General features: G+C 55.1%; 22 protein-coding genes. All 22 read right to left on the bottom strand.

Annotated features, from left to right (window positions below; translation table 11 throughout):
- Window positions 1-13: 13 nt before the first annotated feature.
- The gene (locus MTP41_RS15395; protein WP_249235898.1) at window positions 14-889 is read right to left on the bottom strand and encodes a hypothetical protein; all 876 of its coding nucleotides are present in this window, start codon (window positions 887-889) and stop codon (window positions 14-16) included.
- 19 nt (window positions 890-908) lie between these two features.
- Window positions 909-2,036, bottom strand: a complete 1,128-nt coding sequence (locus MTP41_RS15390; protein ID WP_238077769.1) for a hypothetical protein — start codon at window positions 2,034-2,036, stop codon at window positions 909-911.
- Window positions 2,033-2,800: a phage tail protein I gene (locus MTP41_RS15385; RefSeq protein WP_112148814.1), complete on the bottom strand. Its 768-nt coding sequence runs from the start codon at window positions 2,798-2,800 to the stop codon at window positions 2,033-2,035. Before MTP41_RS15385 ends, MTP41_RS15390 begins: the two co-directional genes overlap by 4 nt.
- The gene (locus tag MTP41_RS15380) at window positions 2,793-3,938 is read right to left on the bottom strand and encodes a baseplate J/gp47 family protein (protein WP_249235897.1); all 1,146 of its coding nucleotides are present in this window, start codon (window positions 3,936-3,938) and stop codon (window positions 2,793-2,795) included. Before MTP41_RS15380 ends, MTP41_RS15385 begins: the two co-directional genes overlap by 8 nt.
- Window positions 3,931-4,248 (bottom strand): GPW/gp25 family protein, encoded by a 318-nt coding sequence (locus MTP41_RS15375; RefSeq protein WP_249235896.1) that lies wholly within the window; start codon window positions 4,246-4,248, stop codon window positions 3,931-3,933. Before MTP41_RS15375 ends, MTP41_RS15380 begins: the two co-directional genes overlap by 8 nt.
- Window positions 4,245-4,637: a phage tail protein gene (locus tag MTP41_RS15370; RefSeq protein ID WP_112148811.1), complete on the bottom strand. Its 393-nt coding sequence runs from the start codon at window positions 4,635-4,637 to the stop codon at window positions 4,245-4,247. The genes MTP41_RS15375 and MTP41_RS15370 overlap by 4 nt, the downstream gene beginning before the upstream one ends.
- A gap of 12 nt (window positions 4,638-4,649) precedes the next feature.
- Window positions 4,650-5,258: a phage baseplate protein gene (locus tag MTP41_RS15365; protein ID WP_249235895.1), complete on the bottom strand. Its 609-nt coding sequence runs from the start codon at window positions 5,256-5,258 to the stop codon at window positions 4,650-4,652.
- Window positions 5,255-6,328, bottom strand: a complete 1,074-nt coding sequence (locus MTP41_RS15360) for a phage late control D family protein (protein ID WP_249235894.1) — start codon at window positions 6,326-6,328, stop codon at window positions 5,255-5,257. The genes MTP41_RS15365 and MTP41_RS15360 overlap by 4 nt, the downstream gene beginning before the upstream one ends.
- Complete coding sequence (locus tag MTP41_RS15355; protein WP_112148809.1) at window positions 6,325-6,534, bottom strand: tail protein X; 210 nt, start codon at window positions 6,532-6,534, stop codon at window positions 6,325-6,327. Before MTP41_RS15355 ends, MTP41_RS15360 begins: the two co-directional genes overlap by 4 nt.
- Window positions 6,524-10,516 carry a phage tail tape measure protein gene (locus tag MTP41_RS15350; protein ID WP_249235893.1) on the bottom strand — a complete coding sequence of 1,331 codons (3,993 nt, stop codon included), beginning with the start codon at window positions 10,514-10,516 and terminating at the stop codon, window positions 6,524-6,526. Before MTP41_RS15350 ends, MTP41_RS15355 begins: the two co-directional genes overlap by 11 nt.
- A 127-nt stretch (window positions 10,517-10,643) precedes the next feature.
- On the bottom strand, window positions 10,644-11,267 hold the full coding sequence (locus MTP41_RS15345) for a phage tail assembly protein (protein ID WP_112148807.1): 624 nt from the start codon (window positions 11,265-11,267) through the stop codon (window positions 10,644-10,646).
- Window positions 11,268-11,338: 71 nt separating this feature from the next.
- Window positions 11,339-11,872 carry a phage major tail tube protein gene (locus MTP41_RS15340; RefSeq protein ID WP_158401305.1) on the bottom strand — a complete coding sequence of 178 codons (534 nt, stop codon included), beginning with the start codon at window positions 11,870-11,872 and terminating at the stop codon, window positions 11,339-11,341.
- Between the two features lie 16 nt (window positions 11,873-11,888).
- Window positions 11,889-13,346, bottom strand: a complete 1,458-nt coding sequence (locus MTP41_RS15335) for a phage tail sheath subtilisin-like domain-containing protein (protein ID WP_249235892.1) — start codon at window positions 13,344-13,346, stop codon at window positions 11,889-11,891.
- Window positions 13,347-13,360: 14 nt separating this feature from the next.
- A complete protein-coding gene (locus tag MTP41_RS15330; RefSeq protein ID WP_249235891.1) occupies window positions 13,361-13,657 on the bottom strand; it encodes a hypothetical protein in 297 nt (98 codons plus the stop codon).
- Between the two features lies 1 nt (window position 13,658).
- Window positions 13,659-14,165: a hypothetical protein gene (locus MTP41_RS15325; RefSeq protein WP_249235890.1), complete on the bottom strand. Its 507-nt coding sequence runs from the start codon at window positions 14,163-14,165 to the stop codon at window positions 13,659-13,661.
- A 1-nt stretch (window position 14,166) separates the two neighbouring features.
- A complete protein-coding gene (locus tag MTP41_RS15320) occupies window positions 14,167-14,871 on the bottom strand; it encodes a hypothetical protein (protein ID WP_249235889.1) in 705 nt (234 codons plus the stop codon).
- Window position 14,872: 1 nt separating this feature from the next.
- Window positions 14,873-15,262, bottom strand: a complete 390-nt coding sequence (locus MTP41_RS15315) for a hypothetical protein (protein WP_249235888.1) — start codon at window positions 15,260-15,262, stop codon at window positions 14,873-14,875.
- A 1-nt stretch (window position 15,263) separates the two neighbouring features.
- Window positions 15,264-16,301 (bottom strand): major capsid protein, encoded by a 1,038-nt coding sequence (locus MTP41_RS15310; RefSeq protein WP_249235887.1) that lies wholly within the window; start codon window positions 16,299-16,301, stop codon window positions 15,264-15,266.
- 14 nt (window positions 16,302-16,315) lie between these two features.
- Window positions 16,316-16,666 (bottom strand): hypothetical protein, encoded by a 351-nt coding sequence (locus MTP41_RS15305; protein ID WP_249235886.1) that lies wholly within the window; start codon window positions 16,664-16,666, stop codon window positions 16,316-16,318.
- A 13-nt stretch (window positions 16,667-16,679) separates the two neighbouring features.
- Entirely contained in the window at window positions 16,680-17,846 is a 1,167-nt protein-coding gene (locus tag MTP41_RS15300) for a head maturation protease, ClpP-related (protein WP_112148798.1), read from the bottom strand.
- The gene (locus MTP41_RS15295; protein WP_249235885.1) at window positions 17,803-19,401 is read right to left on the bottom strand and encodes a phage portal protein; all 1,599 of its coding nucleotides are present in this window, start codon (window positions 19,399-19,401) and stop codon (window positions 17,803-17,805) included. Before MTP41_RS15295 ends, MTP41_RS15300 begins: the two co-directional genes overlap by 44 nt.
- Window positions 19,402-19,415: 14 nt before the next feature.
- Window positions 19,416-19,652: a DUF6148 family protein gene (locus MTP41_RS15290; RefSeq protein WP_120081094.1), complete on the bottom strand. Its 237-nt coding sequence runs from the start codon at window positions 19,650-19,652 to the stop codon at window positions 19,416-19,418.

The raw sequence follows: 19,652 nt of genomic DNA, 5'->3' as shown, positions 1-19,652 counted from the left end.
ACCTCCTCATGTCTTAGTCAGCGTCAGCCAGCAGAGCGGCGATTTCCTCTGCGGAGAAGTCCTCCACGTCCTCGTCGTGCAGAACATTCTCCGGCTCGGTGTACACGACGACTTCCTTGCCGTCGATGTTCACATTGCCGTTGGTGGAGCTGGCGGCAGTCTTGGTTGCGCCCTCAGAGACACCGGCCAGCTTTTCGCCCTCGGCATCGGTCATCAGGCGCTTACCGGTCTCAGCAGCCACGAAGTCGGCAGGCTTCTTACCGCTGTCGGTCAGATTGCCCTCGCCATCCAGTGCAGCAAAGTTGCCGGTGGTGGCACCAGTGACCTTATCGGCCTTGCCGGAAATGTCCACTTCCTCAGGGGTGGGAACATACAGACCGTCGTCCTTCAGAATCAGAGCGTTGCCCGCAGCAGCGGAAACATTGACCTTGACATCCACCTCATAGCCAGCGATGGTAACGGTGGTGGATGCATCCTTGCCGGTGGTCTTTGCGGCGTAGGTATCGACCAGAGCAGCCATGTTCAGGAAAGAGTAGGTGCAGTTGTCGGGGTTCTCACCCTTGACGGCCAGAACCATGACCGGCTTGCCGTCCAGCTTGGGGTCGGTGGCGCCGGGGTAGGTCGCAGCATCGAACTTGAACTTGGCCACGAAGGTGGTCTTGGTCTGGTCGAGGAACAGCTCAGAGGGGAAGTCAACGGAGAAAGCAGCAGTGCCGCTCTTGTCGGTAGAGGTGTAGAAGTTCACGGTGTTGCCGTCAACGCCAAGAGACTTGATAGCAGCGTTGGCTGCGGTCTGCACAGGGGTAAAGGCGTTCTTCTTGACGAAAGTCTTCTTGATCTCAGCGGTCAGGTTGCGGATGGTGGTCTTGGTAGAAATCTGCTTAGACATAATAGTGTCCTCCTAAAAATTATTTCAGCATATCAACGATTTCCTGCTGCGTTTCTTCCTCGTTCAGCAGGTCTTCGCTCGTCATAACGGTTTCTTTGCGGACAGTCAGCGCGTTTGCACTGTCAAAGTCAAGGCCTTCGCCAATGCGGACGGCAATAGCGCCGCTCGCGTCACGCTTCAAGCCCTGACCGATGCTTACGCTACCGGTTTCACCCGAACCACCTCCTTTCCCGAACAGGGTTACGGTCGCCTGAATGTCTGCTTCCGGGATGCGCTGAGCGAAAAATCTGATGAAACCATCATGCGTTTCGCACCCGTTCAGGACGCCCGCTTTGGTCGTAGTATAGAAGCTGCCAGGAGATACAACGCCAACGGGTACAAGCTCGCTGGTGCTGTCCGACAGTTCTGCGTCATAAATGCACTGGTAGTAATCCATACCGCCAGCGTTTTCGTAATCATCCTCGCTGCGGGCGGGCTTCCACCCGTCAGCTGCAAGGGTGAGTTTGTAGGAGCCATAGTAGCCGCCGCCTGTGCCGCCGTCCACCTGCTCCTTGATAAGAGCCTTTACCTGTTCTTCGTTCAGGATTTCCCCGGATTCAGACAGGTTCTTCACGGCTGCGCTGACCGCTGCCGTGATGGTCGCTGCATGGGCATCAGCGGCGGCGTTGTGCTTCTCAATTTCGGCCTTGACCAGCTTCATCAAAGCCTGCATCTGCGGGCTGAGGGCAATTTCGATTTTTGCTTTGTTCGAGATTGCAATAAGGGCAGCAATCTCAATTTCAAAATCAGCGTTCACGCTGGATGCAGGGACTTCGATTCCACGTTCATCCTGCATGATGAACAGCAGCACTTCGGCATCATCATTCAGGCGGCCATATACGCCGATCTGGTGCATGATGTAAGTGCTTTCTGCTCCGGTAATCTGGATGCTGACTTTCCGGGCCGTTTCCTCTCCGTCCTTTACGGTGTCAATCGCAAGGATGGTCAGTTCGTGCGTTTCGCCGCTGACGGTCGTTTCTGCCGACAAGTCGGTTTCAACGATGCCGGTGCCGCTCACGGCGCGGGTGATGGTGAGCGCGCCGCCGGAGAGGGATTCCGACAGGAGCGCGGCACCGGCAGTTGTATAACTGGATTTTTCCCAGCTCATGTTGTCTGTCCTCCAATAACAATGTTTATCGCCGTGTGCGACCGTTCAACGGTGCCCGCCGTAAAGGCTCGTGCTTTCACTGCCTTTGCTTCAACGGCACCGGGCAGCGCCACGGCAACCTGCATTTTCGATCTTCCGACCGCACCGGCAACATACGCCTTTGCGCCGATTTCCCGCGGCTTGATCCTACCGGGGACCTTTACGGTGCAGGATGTCGCCATGCCGCAGGGTGCGGCGGCGATATAAGCGGGCGACCGTTCATGCGGTTCGACGATGTAGATGATGTGCTCAAGGTGAGCGGTACAGCGCCGGGCATAACCAAGGCGCTTTTCAATTTCTTCCGGTGTGTAGTAAATGACACCATCATCGGTAATGTCTACGTTCATTCGCCAGTAGCCCGGCCTTCCTCCGTAGTCATACCATTCACTTATCTTCACATTCGGATAAATCGAGGACAGCGCCTTTTGGACTGCCCACTCCGTTCCGCAGTACCGACGGACTTCCAGCGCAGTTTTGATGATCCTGCGCTTTGTTTCAATCGGATAGCTGGTGTCGTACCAGTCAACGCGGAACTGAACCGCAAGAATATCCAGAACCGCCTCATCTGCACGGTCAATATCCGTGTAGATTTTCAAGCGTTCGGCAGCTTCCAGTTCCTTCTTGCGCCGCTCCCTGAAAACTGCATCAAGGATCTGTACCCATGGCTCTTTGGCAACATCAGGCGGTAGCCCTTCGACTAGGCCGACTTCGTGGAGTTCAATCATCTTCGATTCCTCCGTATGTCACCTTGCAGCTTCGGAGCTTTGCCACCTGAATTTCGGAGACGGTTGCTTCGACCGGTGCCAACAGACGTGGTCGTTTCGCGCCAGCTTCCCGTACACGCATAATCAGCTCCGCCGGTTCGATGTCCCGGCCGATTTTTCTCTGCCAGGTTTCATACTCCTTCACAGCTGCTTCCACATTTTCCTGAATCGTCGATGCATTCTTGACATTGCTCAAGGCAATATGGTAAGTAAGCTCGATGTCATACGGGATTTCTTCCGGCGCATGGCAAAGAACCAGATCACCCATCGGGCGCTTTACCGTGTCGAAATATTCCTGCATTCCGGTACATTCTTCCCTTGTCGGAACTCTGCCTCCGGCCATCAGAAAGTAAATGTGGATCGTGTATCCTTCCTTGCAAACGATCTTCGTATCTGCCACATCGGACCGCCAGCTCGATGCAAAGTATTCATAGGCATCCACCGGACCGGCCACGGAGAAAATCGAAGGTGCATAGTTGATACGTCTGGTAAATGAATCGTCACCTTCCGTATCCGTACCGCCCGTGCTTGCCGAAACACTTTTTGCCCCGGACACATACGGGATAGGATCCACCAGCACATTGATTTCGCCTTCGGCAATCCCATCGCTGTTGCTTCCTGCCTCATCCGCCACGGCAACTACGTCCACGGTCAGTTCACCGGGTGAGATCTCCGCATACTTTTCGGTTTTGAAATACCGTTTGTCTGCCGTTCTCACCTGTGTTCCTTCCGGGATTCCGGTTGCGCTCGTTCTCGGCGCAGACAGTGTGAATCGAATAACCGCCGTGGCTTTTCCGGCTTCCAGGCGTTCCACTCCAACAAGCGGAGCAAGGTTGTCCAAATTCGGCCCCGTGCTCGTAGGCAGCAGTTCCGCTTTCAGACACGCCGTGCTGTACTCCATGTTGTGATGCGAACGATGTGCCAGTGTCAAAAGGACAAGCCGTGCTTCAGAACACCGTTCCAACGATACCTCACCGTTGAAAAGTTCTTTGTTGTACTTGCCAAACAGTGCCTTGCAATCGGCCACAGCTTCTTCCAGCGTTTCTTCGCCTTCAATGTCGATGTCCGGGATGTTCTCAAACTCTTTTATTTTAGACAAGCTCGTACACCACCTTTGGAATTACAACGCCATGCAGCGCATCACTGTCCAGCCAGTCCACCCGCACCACTCTTGCCCGCGGCTCAAACGATGCGGTTTTCTCTGTTACCTCAGCCACATATAATCCCTTTGCCACCGGAAGTGGCTTATCGACAAATATGTTTGGATCGATTCCGAGTTCTCTGTCGCCCTCTTGGCTCCCGATTGGTGTGGAATACAGTGTGCGAAGGCACTTTGCAATGTCCTGCACTTCTTTTTGTTTTTCGCTGTCACCGGACAGCTCAACCACCGTGCTGCTGAAGTCGATCATATGTACTCCTTTATGGTCAGGCTCACCTTGCACTGCATCAAAAGCCCGTGTTTTATCACCGAATCCCAGCTGTCGCTTATTTCAGTGACCCGAAACTTGTTTTGCGATACCGGTGCAAACCCGATAATCAGGTAATGAATCTCTCCGTTCTCTGACATTTCTGTCAGACGGTTCAGCATCTTGCGAGGATTCACGCCGAGTGCTGCATCCAGAAGAATATCAAAGGTGTACTCTCTCAGTTTCGGTGATAAATACTCTGCTCGTGCTTTTCCTCCCAGAACTTCATGTTCCGCCCAGTTTGCGCCGGTCGTTCCCTTGAAGTTTGACGGGGTGAGCACACGCAGGTGTCCCACAGAGAAAATCACATCGCCGAAAATTCCAACATACATTCCAAAACCTCCTTACAGGGGTGCGGATGTTTTCTTGCCAAGGTTTCCGGTGTGTGTATGCGACACCAGCGACTTGCCGGACACAACAACGTCGCCTCCACCGCCTTGGATGTTCACGGTTCCAGCGGTTGCGGTGATGGTCGATGCCGTCATTTTCAGCTCACCGGATGCCGCAAGTGCAATCCCCGCCGGGGATGTCACTTTAATTTCTCCGCCCTCGCTGATGGTCACGGTTGCACCGCCCACCTGGATCTCAAGACTTTTCGCCTTCAGGATTTTCTTTCCGTCCACATAGTCGGTCAGTTCTTTTGCATTTGCATCAAACTTCCGATATGCCTTTCCTCGTGAGTTGGCATAATCCTTTCGGTAGACTTTTTCTTTTCCTTCAGGCGGTTTGTTCTTTTCATTCCAGACGGTGCCCACCACAACAGCATCCTCCGGGCTTTCTCCTGGATGCAGGACAAGCACAAGATCATCAACTTCCGGTGTCTGGTACTCACCATTGGACAGAAACGGCACCATTTCCGTAACGGTGTCGTCCCTGTCTGGGTAAGTAACTTCGCACTTTCCAGCCTCATAGTCGATAGAACTCACATTGCCGAATCTCACTTCACTGCTCATGCGAAATCCTCCTTTTCCACTTTGCTGGCCTTGACCTGTGTTTTGTAGCCGCTGGATGGAGATATGCTGTGTTCCATCTGATCAACGAAATACTTTCCGTCCATCTTTCCATAGCCAACTAGGTTAAAGCACTGCGCTGAAGCGCCGGCCGGATAGCCCAACATCGTAAAACTGATCTGGGTTGCTCCGTGGTTGGCATTCTTGATGGCCGCTATCAGGCGGGCTTTTGCGTCTGCCTCGCTGCTTACCTTTCCAGTAAGTTTAAGCTGGCGTTCGTCCGTGCCCACCTTGACGTTGATATTGATTTTTTTCTGTTTGTTGGTGTAGGTATAAAGGCCGCCCGTGTATGTTCCCGTCAGCTTTGTGTTCCACTTGAAACTTCCCCGCTCTACGCACAGGGCCGTCGGATTTCCAACGGGCCGGCTCTCATATACCGTCCATACAGGATCTTTCGCCTTGTACTTTTCCCGGTCGTACACCCAGAGCTTTGAAGTGTAGACTTTGATAACCAGTGCATAGGTGCTGCACAGATCTTGCAGAAAGGCACTATCTGTTCCGTCCTGTTCCTTCGCATCAATGCCGTGGTCGTCTCCCTCAAACTTCAGCTCCAATTTGTAACGGCCTGCAATGGTTTCAGCGATTTTCTTTACGCTGGTGTTCTTCCATGTAAAGGTCCGGTTTCTCTCGCTGAAGCTGGTGTCGTTCGGCTTTGCCACGCCGCCCATCGTCAGCGAATCAGGTGCACCGGCAAAACTAAGATCATCCAGCACGAATGCCCCGCACTCGGCGCTGTAATCTCTGCAGCCGCTCTCAATGCCCCCGATATTCCAGTCCTTTACAACAATAGCCGGGTAGAGCTTCACGCCCTTTTCCGGCATCCGGTCATTTTTCCATTTGGCAGCTTTGGCATTGACTGTAATGCTCACACTGTCGCTTTGGGATTCAGCCACATCCGTGTACTTGAAACTTTCCAGATCAGGTGCGATTTCTTCCGAAATATCGGTTTTCTCGTAGGTCAGAAGAACCGCAGCCTGCCTTCCTTTGGGTCTCGCTGCTGTCAGTACCATCATGCACCTGCCTTCCAGGGCGGAAGGTCTCCGCTCTTTTCAGCCGGCAGAGCTGGTGTTGACAGCACCGTGCCGGAATCGAACCGGACGATATGGATATATCTGGGGTTGTTCTGCATCAGCCAATCGGCTTTCAGCTCGCTTCCGTACACGTTCAGGGCAATCAGATCCCAGGTGTCACCGGACTTTGTGGTGTAATCAAGTGCCATACTGCGTGCGCCTCTTTTCGCGTTCGTACCGTTCCACATACTCGCAGAACTTTTCGTAACCTTCGTCCATAATGGAACGTAGATCTTCGGCATTCATGCTGCCGTAGATGGTGAAGTTTGGTGCATAAACATATGTGTTTCCGCTGGAACTCGTATAGGTACGCTGGTAGCTGTTGCTCGATCCACCGCGCTGGTTCCCGGTGCTGCCACCAGAAGCATCTTCGCTCCCGCCGATGGGCTTCAGCTCTACTTCCTGCTGGTAGTTCTGAAGGTCTGCCAGCATCGACAGATTTTGCCTTGTCAGTTCGCTGTTTCCAGCCGTCGGGAAGAAGTTTACATTGCTCAGGTCGTAGTTGTCCGGGTTTGCAGCGTATTCCAGCTTTGCCTTTTCCGCATCTGCTCCCCGGATAAACCGGATTGCCTTCTGAGTATTTTCGTTTGCAAGAACAGACTTGGCACCAGCAATCACTTTCCCGATTCCGGTGTTCAGCAGCTGTTGGGCTTTGCCCTGGTCATCCGACACGGTAGGTGTCGGCATTGCCGCCAGAGTTTCCAGCCCATCTACTGCATAGTTGGCGATCTCCGTGATACGGCTGAACGCCACACCAGCGTCGGACCCCAGTACCAATGCCGCTGCAACAGGCTGAACCATAGTGTCAAAACTTTGAGCCACCTGGTTGTAATACTGCTGGCGACGTGCTCTGTTGAAGTCGATCAGGTTAGAATCTTCTTCTGTAAAACCACCGTCCGCGAACATCTTCGGCTTTCTGCCGGGCAACCCCAGCAGATCACCCAGACCAACGCCCAGCAGCTTACCAGCGGTCAGCCAGGTATCAATGTTCTTTTCACGAACGCCGCGCCGGAAGCTGATAACGGCTTCCGGGCCAGCCTCACCAGCAATAGACGGTCCCTGCGTCATGCCGCCGTTGGCAAATGCCGGGACAGACACGGGTGACAGGTTGAATCCGAACGACTTACCGCCGATCACCGGAACCGGAATGCCGAACAGCGTTTCCGGTATTGTGAGCTGAATTTTGTTCAGCGCCCCAATGATGAAGTTGACCGCTTTCACGCCGATGGTTGCAACCTGCTTCAGGAAGCCGATGATGCCCAGAATCACAGGCTCTACCACAGGAAGCACCTTACCCACCAGATCCACCGCCACCTTGATGGCGTTGACCAGTGTGGTGCCTACCAGGCTTACCACCGTAGACAGCAGCGGCATGACCGCCGGAATGCCTTCATTCACGATAAAGCCGAAGATCTCAGTCAGCACCGGCTTGATGTGGTTTACTCCCAGATCTACAATCTGAGAGAACACACCGGCGAACGATTCAATCAACGGCATAACCGTCTGGATGGCAGGGGTCATAGCTCCGAACACGTCACCCAGATTTAGCCCTCCGATACTGAAGCCGGATAGCTTTTCCTGGATGCTCTGCAAGCCCTCCGGGGTGGTGAGTTGCCCGAACACCTGCTTCACGGTGTCGCCGATACCCGCTATCTTTCCGGTGAATTTGTCAAAGACGGCAAGCCCGCCTTCGCCAAATACTGTTCCGACGATGTTGCGGATGTCCTCGAAGTGATCTCCCAGCAGTGAAACCGCCGCAACGATCGTACCGATACCGGTAATAACGGGGCCGAATGTGCCAAGCAGCGACATAAAACCGCCGCCCAGTTTTGCGGCCACTGGGCCTACCGTCGTACCCAGTACGTTCAGCCCTGCGCCGCCGACATTCAAAGCTCCCTTCACCGTGCTCAAAGCGCCGCCGCCGATTTTGGATGCTGCACCCGCCACCTTGCTGCCGACACCGAGGACGGTAGAACCCACTTTGGACTGGCTGACGGTCTGCCATGCATTGGACAGCCCATTTCCAATGACCGTCTTTCCTGCACCGAGGAAATTTTTCACTCCACCGGCCATACCTCCAAGGTCAAGACCGTTCGGTCCTGCAATGCCGGAAAGAATCTGTCCCGCAACACCGCCGGTCTTGGCGATAAATCGTCCAACCGGATTGCCGCTTCCGAACCCCACCAGAGCATTTTTCAGACCGCCCAGCGATTGCCCGACATTGGAAACATACCTACCGGAGCCGGAGTTTTTCAGCACGCCCAGCAGGCCACCGTTCGTGCTAGCTTCCAGCACATCATTTACAAAACCGGTGTTTCCTTTCTTGGTTCCGCTTCGCAGGCCCTTGAAATTTTTCAGTGTTGCCCAGATGCCGACACCAGCGCCGTCCAACGTCTGCCCAATTTTTCCAAGGCGCGTTGTGGGCTGCTGCGCTCCGGCACCGGCCATCTGAACGCCGTACTTTGCATTTTCAGCAAACATTCCGGCATTCGATTCTACAAAGGATGCGCCACCAACTGCCCGTTGGATCAGGCTTGTGGGTGTCAGTGCGCCCATCAGATTTCGGACAGTGATGCCTCCGAATGTTCCGCCTGGGGCACCGCTCGGTTTTCCGCCGATTGCAATGTTCCCGATGGTGTTCAGCAGCGAGGAACCTGTGCTATAAGCCGTCGGTGCAAAGCTCATAGCTCCGAACGCCGCGACTATGGCAGCAATGGCCCCTGCCACTTCCGGCCCATGCTCTGCAGTGTAGTCGATGCCCTTCTGGATCCACGGCAATGCCTCCTGCGCCGCATTGCCAATTCCAAGCAGCGCGGAGTGCAACATCGGCAGAATGCCATTGACGATGTTGCACAGATCTGGCAAGCTCTCGGTGATACCGTTTGCTATGTCGATCCACATGGATGTCAGTTCTTTCTTTGCCGGAAGGAACTGATTGCCCACATTGATAAGCAGGCGGTCTGTCGCATTACTTGCCATCTGGCTTACCGCTTCGCTGGTGTCCAGACGAACAAGCAATTCTTTCTCCATGCTGCCGCTGTATGCGCTGGTATCACCAGCCATAAGCAAGGCATTCTGGAACGCAGGCAAGTTGCCCACAATTTTTGAAACGCCCTCAATGGCCCACTGTCCAAACAGTGTCTTGATGGTCGCAGTCTGCTGGTACTTGTCCTGTTTCGAGATCGCCTCAAAGACTTTGTACAGAGTGCTTGCTGCACCATCTTCTCCGTTCGGCCCGGTGGACTGCATATCCTTTGCAATCTGCACAGGATCAAAACCGAGTTTGTTCCATGCGCCCACCTGCGCATCCGTTGCACTGTTGCCAAGGGTGATGTTTGTAAACACACGGTTCAGGCTTGTTCCAGCCTTTCCCTCATTAACGCCCATAGCCAGCATGGTGGCTGCCAGCGCAGAGGTCGTGTGCAGGTCAACGCCGGCTGTCTGGCCGACACCGCCGGACGTATTCACCACGCTGGCGATTTCCGCCGCCGTGGTAGCCATGTGGCCGCCCAGATAGTTGATGGAATCTGCAATGTCGATAATCTGGTTGTGGGTCTTACCAAAAGCGGTTTCCCACTTTGCCATATAATCGGCCGCAGACTTTGCATCAATGTCCCACGCGGCAGCTAGCCGGGCCGTATCGTACAGGTAGCTTTTTTCTCCGGTTTGCTGGTTATCCAGAAAGATTTGCTCATAGCTCTTACCGGACTGTCCCAGCGATGCGGCGATCTGCGCCATCTCGTCCCGTTTGATTGGGACCTGCGTGGTCATCTTGAGGATCGCGTCCTTCATGGTGGCACGCTTTTCCGGGTCAATGCTGCCGTCATCGTTCATGATGCCGCCAACATACTTGACTGCATCTGCCGCCTGGGCTTGGTATTCCTCTGCCATGGAGGTTGTCTTTTTAATCATGACAGCGGACGCAGTTATCAGCGTCGCCATGATTCCCAGTCCGGTTTTCCCGATTACGCCCAGAGTGTTTGCTACCGTGCTGCCCAGTGACTTGGTTCCCGTCAATGCGTTTGCCAGATCACCGGTCAGCCCCTTCGTCTGCTTTATTGCAGTTACAAGGGACGGGTCCACCTTGCCCATGATGCGGATGCTGAGGTCTAGTGCTCCATTTCCCGCCATACGTCTGCCACCTCGTTACACAGATCCACCAGCTCCCGCCGGGGCAGGTGCAGCAGATCCGTCATGTTGGAATGCGTGGCAATGGATAGCTGGATAGCCGCTTTCCGAAGTCCTTTTGCCCCGCCTTTTACTCGAAAAAATCAGAGTTTACAGCATCACGCAGCTTAACCGCCTCGCACAGCGGCAGACCAGCAAAGAAGTCCACCGGGTAGCCGGTGCCCATGCTGGCGATGATGCAGCAGTACAGGTAGTTGCGATGCGTATTCACCGGTGCAAATCCGCCCGCAGCCATACGGTTTTCTGCCATGGATTCGCTCATAGTGTTCAGTTCGCCCACGCCGGACAGGTCGATGCCGTCAAAGGTCTTGCCCTTCAGTTCCGCCTTTTCGCTGCCCTCGTAGGTGTAGGGCGCTGCAAACTTCAGGGTGTGAGATTCCAGCTGCTTTTTCACTTCATCGGCGTTCTCGCTGTTATCCATGCCCTTGATAACCGCTGCCTGCACTTTCTTGATCTTGCCGCGGGGCATGAGCTTGAAGAACTCCACCGGCTTTCCAGTAGCCTTAACAGCCATTTCCTGTGCAAAGGAAGTGGTCATTTCCATCGCGTACATGGCCGCCGTCTCGTTGCCGATGCTTTTCTGAATGTCGATCAAGTCCTGCACGGTCATCTTCTCCATGCCGGACAGATCCAGGCTGTCGTATTCCTTGCCCTCGAACTTATAGGGTTTATCGAACTTCACGATATTGTCCATTGCTGTTTCCTTTCTCAAAAGAGAATCAGCCGCCCCACGTCCGGGACGGCTGACTTCTTCATGTATCGGGTTTAGATAAGAGCGTTGATCTCGGCACGCATATCCTCGCCATCAACATAGTAGCGACCCGCAAACTTGTCGATGTCGATAACGGTAGTGCCGTCAACCTCCATCAGGTAACGGGTGACTTCCAGCGTGGTGGTGCTGCCCATGGTGTCGGCACGCTTCAGCTTGCCGGGATCCAGCTCCTTGGGACGACCACCCAGGACGACGCGCAGGCCCTTGTAGGTGTAGCCGCCGTTCTTGTTGTCGTTCTGCATAGCAGCACGCAGGGTAATCTGGATGTTCTTGTTGGGGTTCATCATCTTGGTGGCGTAGCTGTACATGGTGTTCCAGTTCAGCGTTGCCTCCATGGATTCAAACTGACCGGGCACGGGAGAATCGACTTCGCCCGCAATGCCCATGCCGGACACGGAGGTGGTCTTGTTCTTGATCTTGGGCAGGGTGACTTCATCTGCCAGACCAATGAGCAGGTCATCTTCCGTATACGCATTGTAGTCATTGATGACCTGGGGAACCAGGTCGCTGGAAATATTCAGAGCCATATGTCATTCCTCCTGCTTACAGAGACAGAGCGGAGGTCAGCGCGCCGGCCTCGTACTCCATGGTGTTATTGATCTGCTTAAAAGGCGGGAACGGCGTGCAGAACTGATAGAAGGAGTAGTGGCCTGCAACCAGTTCAGCGGTCGTGTTGCGGTCGGGGTCTGCCTTCATGCTGTAGCTGGCGCATACCTCGGTAGAGACATAGACACTGCCCTTCATGTTCTCGCTGTCGATGATGGACTGAAGGCGCTTCTTGTTCATGGGCTTATCCAGCTTGCTCATGTTGTCCAGAACAAAGCTGGTCCAGGAGTGGTTGAAGAAGCGGCGGACACAAAGGAAAGCGTCCTTCGGGTCGGTGTTTTTCGGGTAGCAGCAGGTCTCATTGCCCCACACAACAAAGTCGCCGGATCGGATGAAGGTCGCCACGCCCTGCTCATTCAGCACATTGCCCTGCTCCTGATCCATCAGGACTTCGGTGCCATCTTCCAGGCAGGCGGAGGAAATGGGTACGCTGACATTGGATGGGCTGGCATTGGGCGTGTCGTTATACAGGCTGTCGTTGTAGACTGCCGCAGCAGCAGCCAGAGAGCTGCCGCTGTAGATGGTGCTGCCGATCTTGCCGTACAGCCACAGGGCATATGCTTCACGAGAAGTTGCCCCCTGCTTCACCTTCTGGTTTGCAACGTCGGTGTACTTGCGTGCACCGGAAGCAGAACTGTCAATGTCAACAAAGCACACAGCATCGAAAACGCCGTTGATCTTGCGGCACTTTGCCTGAAGTGCAGCACACACCATAGGATCCTTGGAGAAGCGGGGTGCCAGCAGAATGCCAGGAACCATGCCCAGCTTGGGGAATACCTGTCTTACCACTTCCAGGCCGGTCTCTGCTCCGGTGGCCGCATTCACGCCGCCCACGATGTCGGCAGCGGTGATCTTGGCCGGGTCCAGAATGGAGCCGGAAACAGTCAGGGACGTTGCGCCGTCGCCTTTGCCGCCGTTGACCAGGGCGATGCTCACAGTGCCATCATCATTGAAGCTGGCCGAATAGTCCTCGTCCGCCGTGAGCACGGTCTGCTCCTTCTTCACGACCAGCTTTTTCAGCAGGATGCCGGTCTCGTCAATCTCTGCAATGCCGTCATTCACCTGAACGGTCTTGTTGGACAGTTCAGTGATGTGCTTTGCATTCGCAGGATCCAGGACATTGACCACGACGATAGGGGAAATGCCCATCACCTGAAAACTGGCGCTCACTGCCTCACACAGGGTATACTTTGCAAAATCGTCGGAATAGCCCACTGCGGCGGCGGCTTCTTTGAAGGTATTCACCAGCAGCGGCGTGTTCACCGCTGCTTCCGGGTCATCCAGCATATTAACGGGGGCCGTACCCACAACGATCTGCAGGCCGGAGTTGACCGTTACCGGAGCGGTGACGCTGGTCGCTGCTTCGGTCTTGTTAAAGCCATGCGAAATAGCCATCTGTCATATCCTCCTTACTTCATCAGGGCAGCAGCCTTGTTGCAGAGAATATTTTCTCTGGTGCCGTCCTGTTCCAGTTTCACCCGCATTTCAGCGAGTTTGTCCAGCGGAACGATCAGTGCTTTCAGAAGCGGCACCTGTTCCACTTTTTCTTTCAGCTTGTCGGGCAGGCCGTCCACGAAAACCGTGTACTGCGGTGCGATGCCCTTGATGGTCGGGCCGCAATATGCCACGGGAACCTGCACCTGCGCTACGGTCTGTTCAGGCTGATTTTCCTGAACTTCTGCCGCTGCTTTCTTTTCAGTGCCCATATTAAATCAACGCCTCCACTTCTTCATTTTTCAGTGCGTTCGGGGTCTTGCAGATCAGATTCACAATTCCCCAGTAGTAGTGATCCATGTCATCGTCTGAAAGCTCCCACTTTCTGGGATAGCCAACCTCAAACGCTCCACCGAAAACCGGCTTGCGCTTGAAGTGCTGCATAATCGCTTCCTTGATGTTCACGGTCTCCACATACCCCTGCCGATCAATTCCACGGTCATAGCTGCAAATAACCAGCTGCATGAGAACCAGCTGCGGATCATGGTCATTATCGACCTCGCCGCTCGATTCGATTACGATGATGCAGGGGTACATGGCATCGTTTGTGTCAATGTCATCATCGTTGTCCGTCTGGGTAGGCAAAAACTGCTTATAGATCTTGAGGGGCTTTTCCCCTTCCTGCCCGGTGAACATCATGCCCCGGAACAGTTCTTCCAGCTCGTCCATCATGGCTTGCTGGCACATTTCGCTGGTATAGCCGGTGATTTTCTCGGCCATATCAGATCACGCCCTTTCGCTTTGCATTGGCAATCAGCTGCCGGATGCGCCGTTCGGTGTTGTCCTGAAGCATCTGTTCCACGGTCGTTTCCTGCATTTCCCACACAGTGCGGTGCATCGCAGAGCCGGAAGGGCTGGACATCGTGACCAGCTTTTCGTTCGGCTTCCAGCGTTCTTTTCCACTCTCGGTGTAGTCTTTGTCAGCAGGTACGCCCAACTGGCGCTGCACCATGCCGATGTGCTTCGACTTAAACTGAACCAGGAAGCCCTTGCTCTTTTCACTGGTTCCGCTCAGGCCGATCATCGGGTTTCCTTTCAGAACGTGTGCCTGAAAAACAGGCGGCGCATTTCGGACAGACGGACCCATGAAGGGCTTTGTGGGGCTGGTTCTGAAATAGCCCAGGTCTGCCCGGAATGCGCCGGGGTCGTTCTTCATGATGGCGAGGATAGCCGTCGGGTGGCGGTTGGTCGCTCTCTGCCGCTGACGCAGATCTTCGATCATACGCCTGCCAGCCGCGTTGAGGTCATAACGGTTCTTAACCTCGGTCAGCATCAGCTTTCGCGTCTGTCTGGCCGTGGTGTTGACCGCCACCTTCAGCGCTGCCGGGGTCTTGTTCGACAACACGCCAAGGGCACGGGACACTTCTTCGTCATTGACGGAAACCGTCATGGTGGAAGCGTCGTAGTTGGTATGGAAGTATGCCACCTTACCTCACCCTTTCCAATTCCATCCGGTAAACTCCCGCCTTCAGGGAGCAGGACTTGATTTTGTAGTCCCGCTTCTTATCCAGTGTGATCTGCTTACCGTTCTTTGGCATCGGGCCGTAGTCTTTCTGTTTCACGAACAGCAGCAGATCGGCCTTATACATTCCCTGGTCAAAGGACTGTTTTGCTCCGCCCTCCCAGTGCGCCGCACGTTCATTTACGCCGGGGTGCTGGGTAATGCAGAGCATCTGCTTATCATCTATGTAGCGTTCTTCTGCAAACTCGTTCAGGTTGAAGAACACCGTTTCCACATCCTGCGCCACATAGTCTTTGAACGTAGGGAGCGGCTTCGGGGTGTCCGGTTCGCCGTAATTCTGGTCAACGTCCAGCATATCAGCAAACCTCAGCTACCAGCCAGGAATCTACCTTATCAGGGATCAGCAGCGGGTGGCTCTGAAGCTCAATGAAGCGACGGTCGGGACGATGCTCCACATAGGTGCGCAGCAGACGGTCGCCCTCAAAGCTGTGCCAGTTGCCGCCATCATCCAGATAGTTGCACAGGCCGTAGGCACGCATGAAGTTTGCGTTGCTGGGGATCATCAGCACCATGTTATCGGGAATCAGCGGCTTGGTCTCGCCGGTCGCGTCATCCAGATAAACTTCGTCGTAGCCGTAAACGTCCACACCGGGCAGGTTCAGGTGACCGTAATAGGTCAGGCCACCTTCCAGCTCTTTGGGTGCCATGGAACCGATGTCGAAGCGGCGCTTGTCCATCAGTTCCAGAATCTTACCGTCAGCCATGAAATTGTCGGCTGCAACCTTGCCCATGACGACCATATCTGCGTTGGCAAAGCCGTTACGGCTCACCAGCTGCTTCCAGTCGCGCAGATTGCCCCAGGGGTCAGCGGCGGACTTGCCCCACTGCTTCGTGCCTTCAAGAGTGATCTTGTTGCCAAAGCCGAAGTCGATGACTTCATCCACTCCCTTGCCCTTGACCTTCAGCTTGCCGGTGGTAAGCACCTGTGCGGCCATCCACTCTTCGCGGCGGGTGGTCATGTCGTTCAGCTGGTTGTATTCCTCAATCAGCTTTTCTGCTGCACGGTCTGCCGGGGTGCGGCCAGAGAACAGATCTTCACCGGGCAGGCGTTCCATGTACTGGTCTGCCGTGCTGATGGTCGCCGGGTTGATAAGGGGCGGTGCATAGGATTTGGTCTCGTAGCCCTCGCTCTGCACGATCTCGCCGCCAACCAGCGGATGGATGAATGCAGCCATCTTGCGATTGCCCTTGACAATATCAATGTCAACGCGGCGGGTCGGGAAGGTTTTCACGTTGGAGAAAAAGCGATCCCGCAGAAACGTGCGGATCGGCGGGGTGGTGCGAACAACCTCGATCAGGTGCCGAGGCTCATAAATGCTTACTTCATTAGCCATAAATGTTGTCCTCCTTACTTCAGGAAAATGCCAAGATTGCGCAGAGGAACTTCAACGTCGTCTACGCTCACGTTCTTCGGCAGCACAAGGCCAGCAGCGAAAAACTCACCGGTCAGATAAATCGGCACTTCTTTGTCTGCCTCTGCACTGTCAGCGGTAATACCATACAGGCCGGTAAGAGCCGCCTGACCTGCACCGGCTGCATCTGCAACCGGCTTCACTTTGCCGCCCTCGATCAGAACAGGGGCGTGCGCCTCGACCGCCGCACTGGCCGTCTTGGTTGCCTTTGCGATACCAATGTCCACGCCAGCAATGAAATACTTCGGCGCGGTGCTGAAATCTTTTCTTGCAAGATCCATGCTCATGGTTCTTTCCTCCTTACTTCACACCGTTTGCCTTGCGGATCGCGGCCAGGAAAACGTTTGCTTCCGCGTCCTTCGGATCCGGGTCAGCGGGCGGCGGATTGGTGATGTTGTTCGCGCCGGAAGTCTGGGCGTTGGCCTTTGCCTTGTCCAGATAATCCTTGCTCTGCTTCTGCTGCTTTGCCTTCATGCTGGCAATGACGGCCTTCGCAAAGGATGCGGAATCAATGGGCTTCACAAACTTCGCCTCATTCGCTTCATCCTCTGCGCCGGGCAGAGTGGCGTTTTCGATCTCCTGAATGCGGGTGCGCTCGGCATTGATAGCCTCGGTCTCGATCTTGGCTACCATATCCGGGCACGCCTTGCGGAGATCGTCCACGGTCTTGATGTCCTTAATGTCCATGTCTGTTACCTCCCCATGGGTTTTGTTCCCCGGCTGATCCGCCTGGGGTGTATTTTCAGGCTGGGCCGTGGTCTTATCCACCACCCGGCTTCTGACAAAGTTCGGTGCTTTGTTGAACGGGGTGTTCATACTGATGCTGTTGACGAACAGGATGCCGTTGCGGTTCTCCACAACAGAATCGTCCGCTTCGTCGTCCACCTCGTCCACAAAGCCCTTCTCCTTGGCTTCCGTTGCCGTCCACCAGTTCGTTTCATCCATCCACTTGGCGCATTCGTCCTCGGTCTTGCCGGACTTCTTGGCGTACAGGGTGACGATGCTGCTGCGGATGGTTTCCAGTGCTTTCAGGCAGTTGTTGAGATCCTCTGCGGTCAGGTAATCGCAGACACCCATACTGACCGGATGCACCATGTAGCTGCTGTCTGCCGCCGCCACCACCTTGTCTGCATGGCAGGCAACAATGGTTGCTGCACTGGCACACAGGCCGTCGATGTGGGCGGTCACGGTGGCCGCGTTGCGTTCCAGCATATTGCCAATGGCCTGTGCTGCAAACACATCACCGCCACCGGAGTTGATGTACACGGTGATTTCTTTCACATCGCCCAGGGCGGCAAGGTCATCCGCAAACCGTTTCGGGGTCGCGGCATCTTCCCACCAGCTGCGCTCGGAAATATCGCCGTAAAGCAGAAGTTCCGCCTTCTGGTCATCACCGGCCAGATTGCGGAACTGCCAAAACTTATCATTTGTCATCTTCTGGTTCGTCCGGGAATTGGGTTTGCTCATTTAGCCCTACCTCCTTCATTTTTTCCATTTCGCTCTTGCGCTGCCTCATGTTTGCCCGCCAGTTTCCACCGGTCATCTGTGCAGTTTCCTGCTCATTTGTGCTGATGCCCTGCTGAACACGCAGAATCGCCGCCTCGATTTCTTTCTTGGCATCCAGATTGGTGCGTGCAGGACCGTTCCATGTGCAGCCCATGTAGGCTTTCGCCACAGCCTGGTCGTCAAAGAAGCCGGGCGCATTGATGCGCCCACGGGCTACTGCCTCGGCAAACCATTTTTCGTAGGCCGGCTGGCAGAAGTCCGCTGCAAAGCTATCCCGCAGCACACCGCAGGTTCGCCAAAACTCGTTCAGTGCGCCGCGGCTTGCGGAATAGTTGGAACTGAATTTCTTGTAAAGCACCTCACTTGGGATCTCTACGCCGGTCGCTACCTGATTGGACATGGCCGACATGAAGCCGTCAAAGGTCGTGGTCGGATGCTTCGGGTCGAACGTATCCGTGCTCTCTCCCGGTGCAAGGTCGAACACCGCGCTCGGTGCAAGGTCGATGCCCAGTTCATCGGGCGGGGTGTTCGGGTCCTCCGCCTTATCCGCCGGTTCCTCGCCGAACGGTGCCTGACTGGTCGGGTTTTCATGCTTGATAAACAGCGTGATGGACGATGCCACGATAGCCGCCGCCAGCTCTGCTTCTGTGTATCTGCCCATCTGTTTCAGCGTGGGCAGCACCGGAGCCAGCAAGGGCACGCCGCGCCGCTGCCCGGCACGCTCCCTCTGTGTGACGCACAGAATGTTCGGCTCTCCCGTTTCGGGGTTGCGGGCTTCTACCCGCGTCCATGTCAGCGGCACCGTGCTGTCGTAAGCCAGCGGATGCCGACTTGCTATCCAGTACGCCACCACCGCGCCGTCCCGGTTCGTTTCCACGCCCTGCACGATCTGGAACACGTCATGCTTGTCTATCGTGCATGGTGCCATTATGTCCGTGCGGTCAGGGCTGCAAATCAGATCAGCCTCGATCAGGCGCAGCCGCAGAGCATACGGCCAGTGCGGATGTTCGTCGAACTGCACCACCGCAAACACATCGCCGTTCATCAGGAAACTGGTGAACGCCAGCGTCTGCAACCGCCAGAAGTTATCCATGCCAGCAGCATCGCAAAGGGTGCTGTCCGCCCAAAGTTCAAATTCGCGGGAGATCTGCGCCTGCAATCTGTCTGCCTGTTCCTCGTTCAAGTGCAGATAGTCCGCATCCACCTGCGGGGTCGGCACAAGGCCGCTGCCCACCACGTTGGTGCGCAGGGTCTTGATGGCACCCGTTGCCAGAGGGATGCCCATATAAGCATCCCGGCTCCGTTTGCGCAGAATATCAAGATTATCTTCGATATCCTCTTTTGCGCTGCCGCCGCCAACGTGCCAGCTTCGCATAGCGCGGGAAATGCGGCTTGCTCCATAGTTTCCGTAGCCGGTACCGTTGTTTATGACAGACAGCGCCGTGCGGGCCACAGCGCGGCGATACCCCTTTTCGGGGGAGATTGCCGCAATGGCCTTATCAAGGAAATTCGCCATGTGCTCCACCTTCCTTACACGTCATGCGGAGAGAAGTGGTAGATCCGGTTTCTGCCCCGGCCCCTTTCCTCCGCTTCCGCTTCAGCCACTTTCTTTTCCCAGAAAGCAATGCTTTCCCGGATCTGTTTCAGGCTGGCGCGGGTCAAGACCATCTGCTCGATCTGGTAGCTCTGCCCGGTCGATACGGCAGCCTCAGCTTCCAGCCACATATCAAGGTGCCGCTGGGCGGTCTCTTTTGAAATAACAGGCAT

The sequence above is a fragment of the Faecalibacterium sp. I4-3-84 genome (assembly GCF_023347255.1).
Classification (GTDB): Bacteria; Bacillota; Clostridia; order Oscillospirales; family Ruminococcaceae; genus Faecalibacterium; species Faecalibacterium taiwanense.
This window is presented reverse-complemented; position numbering and strand designations above follow the sequence as displayed.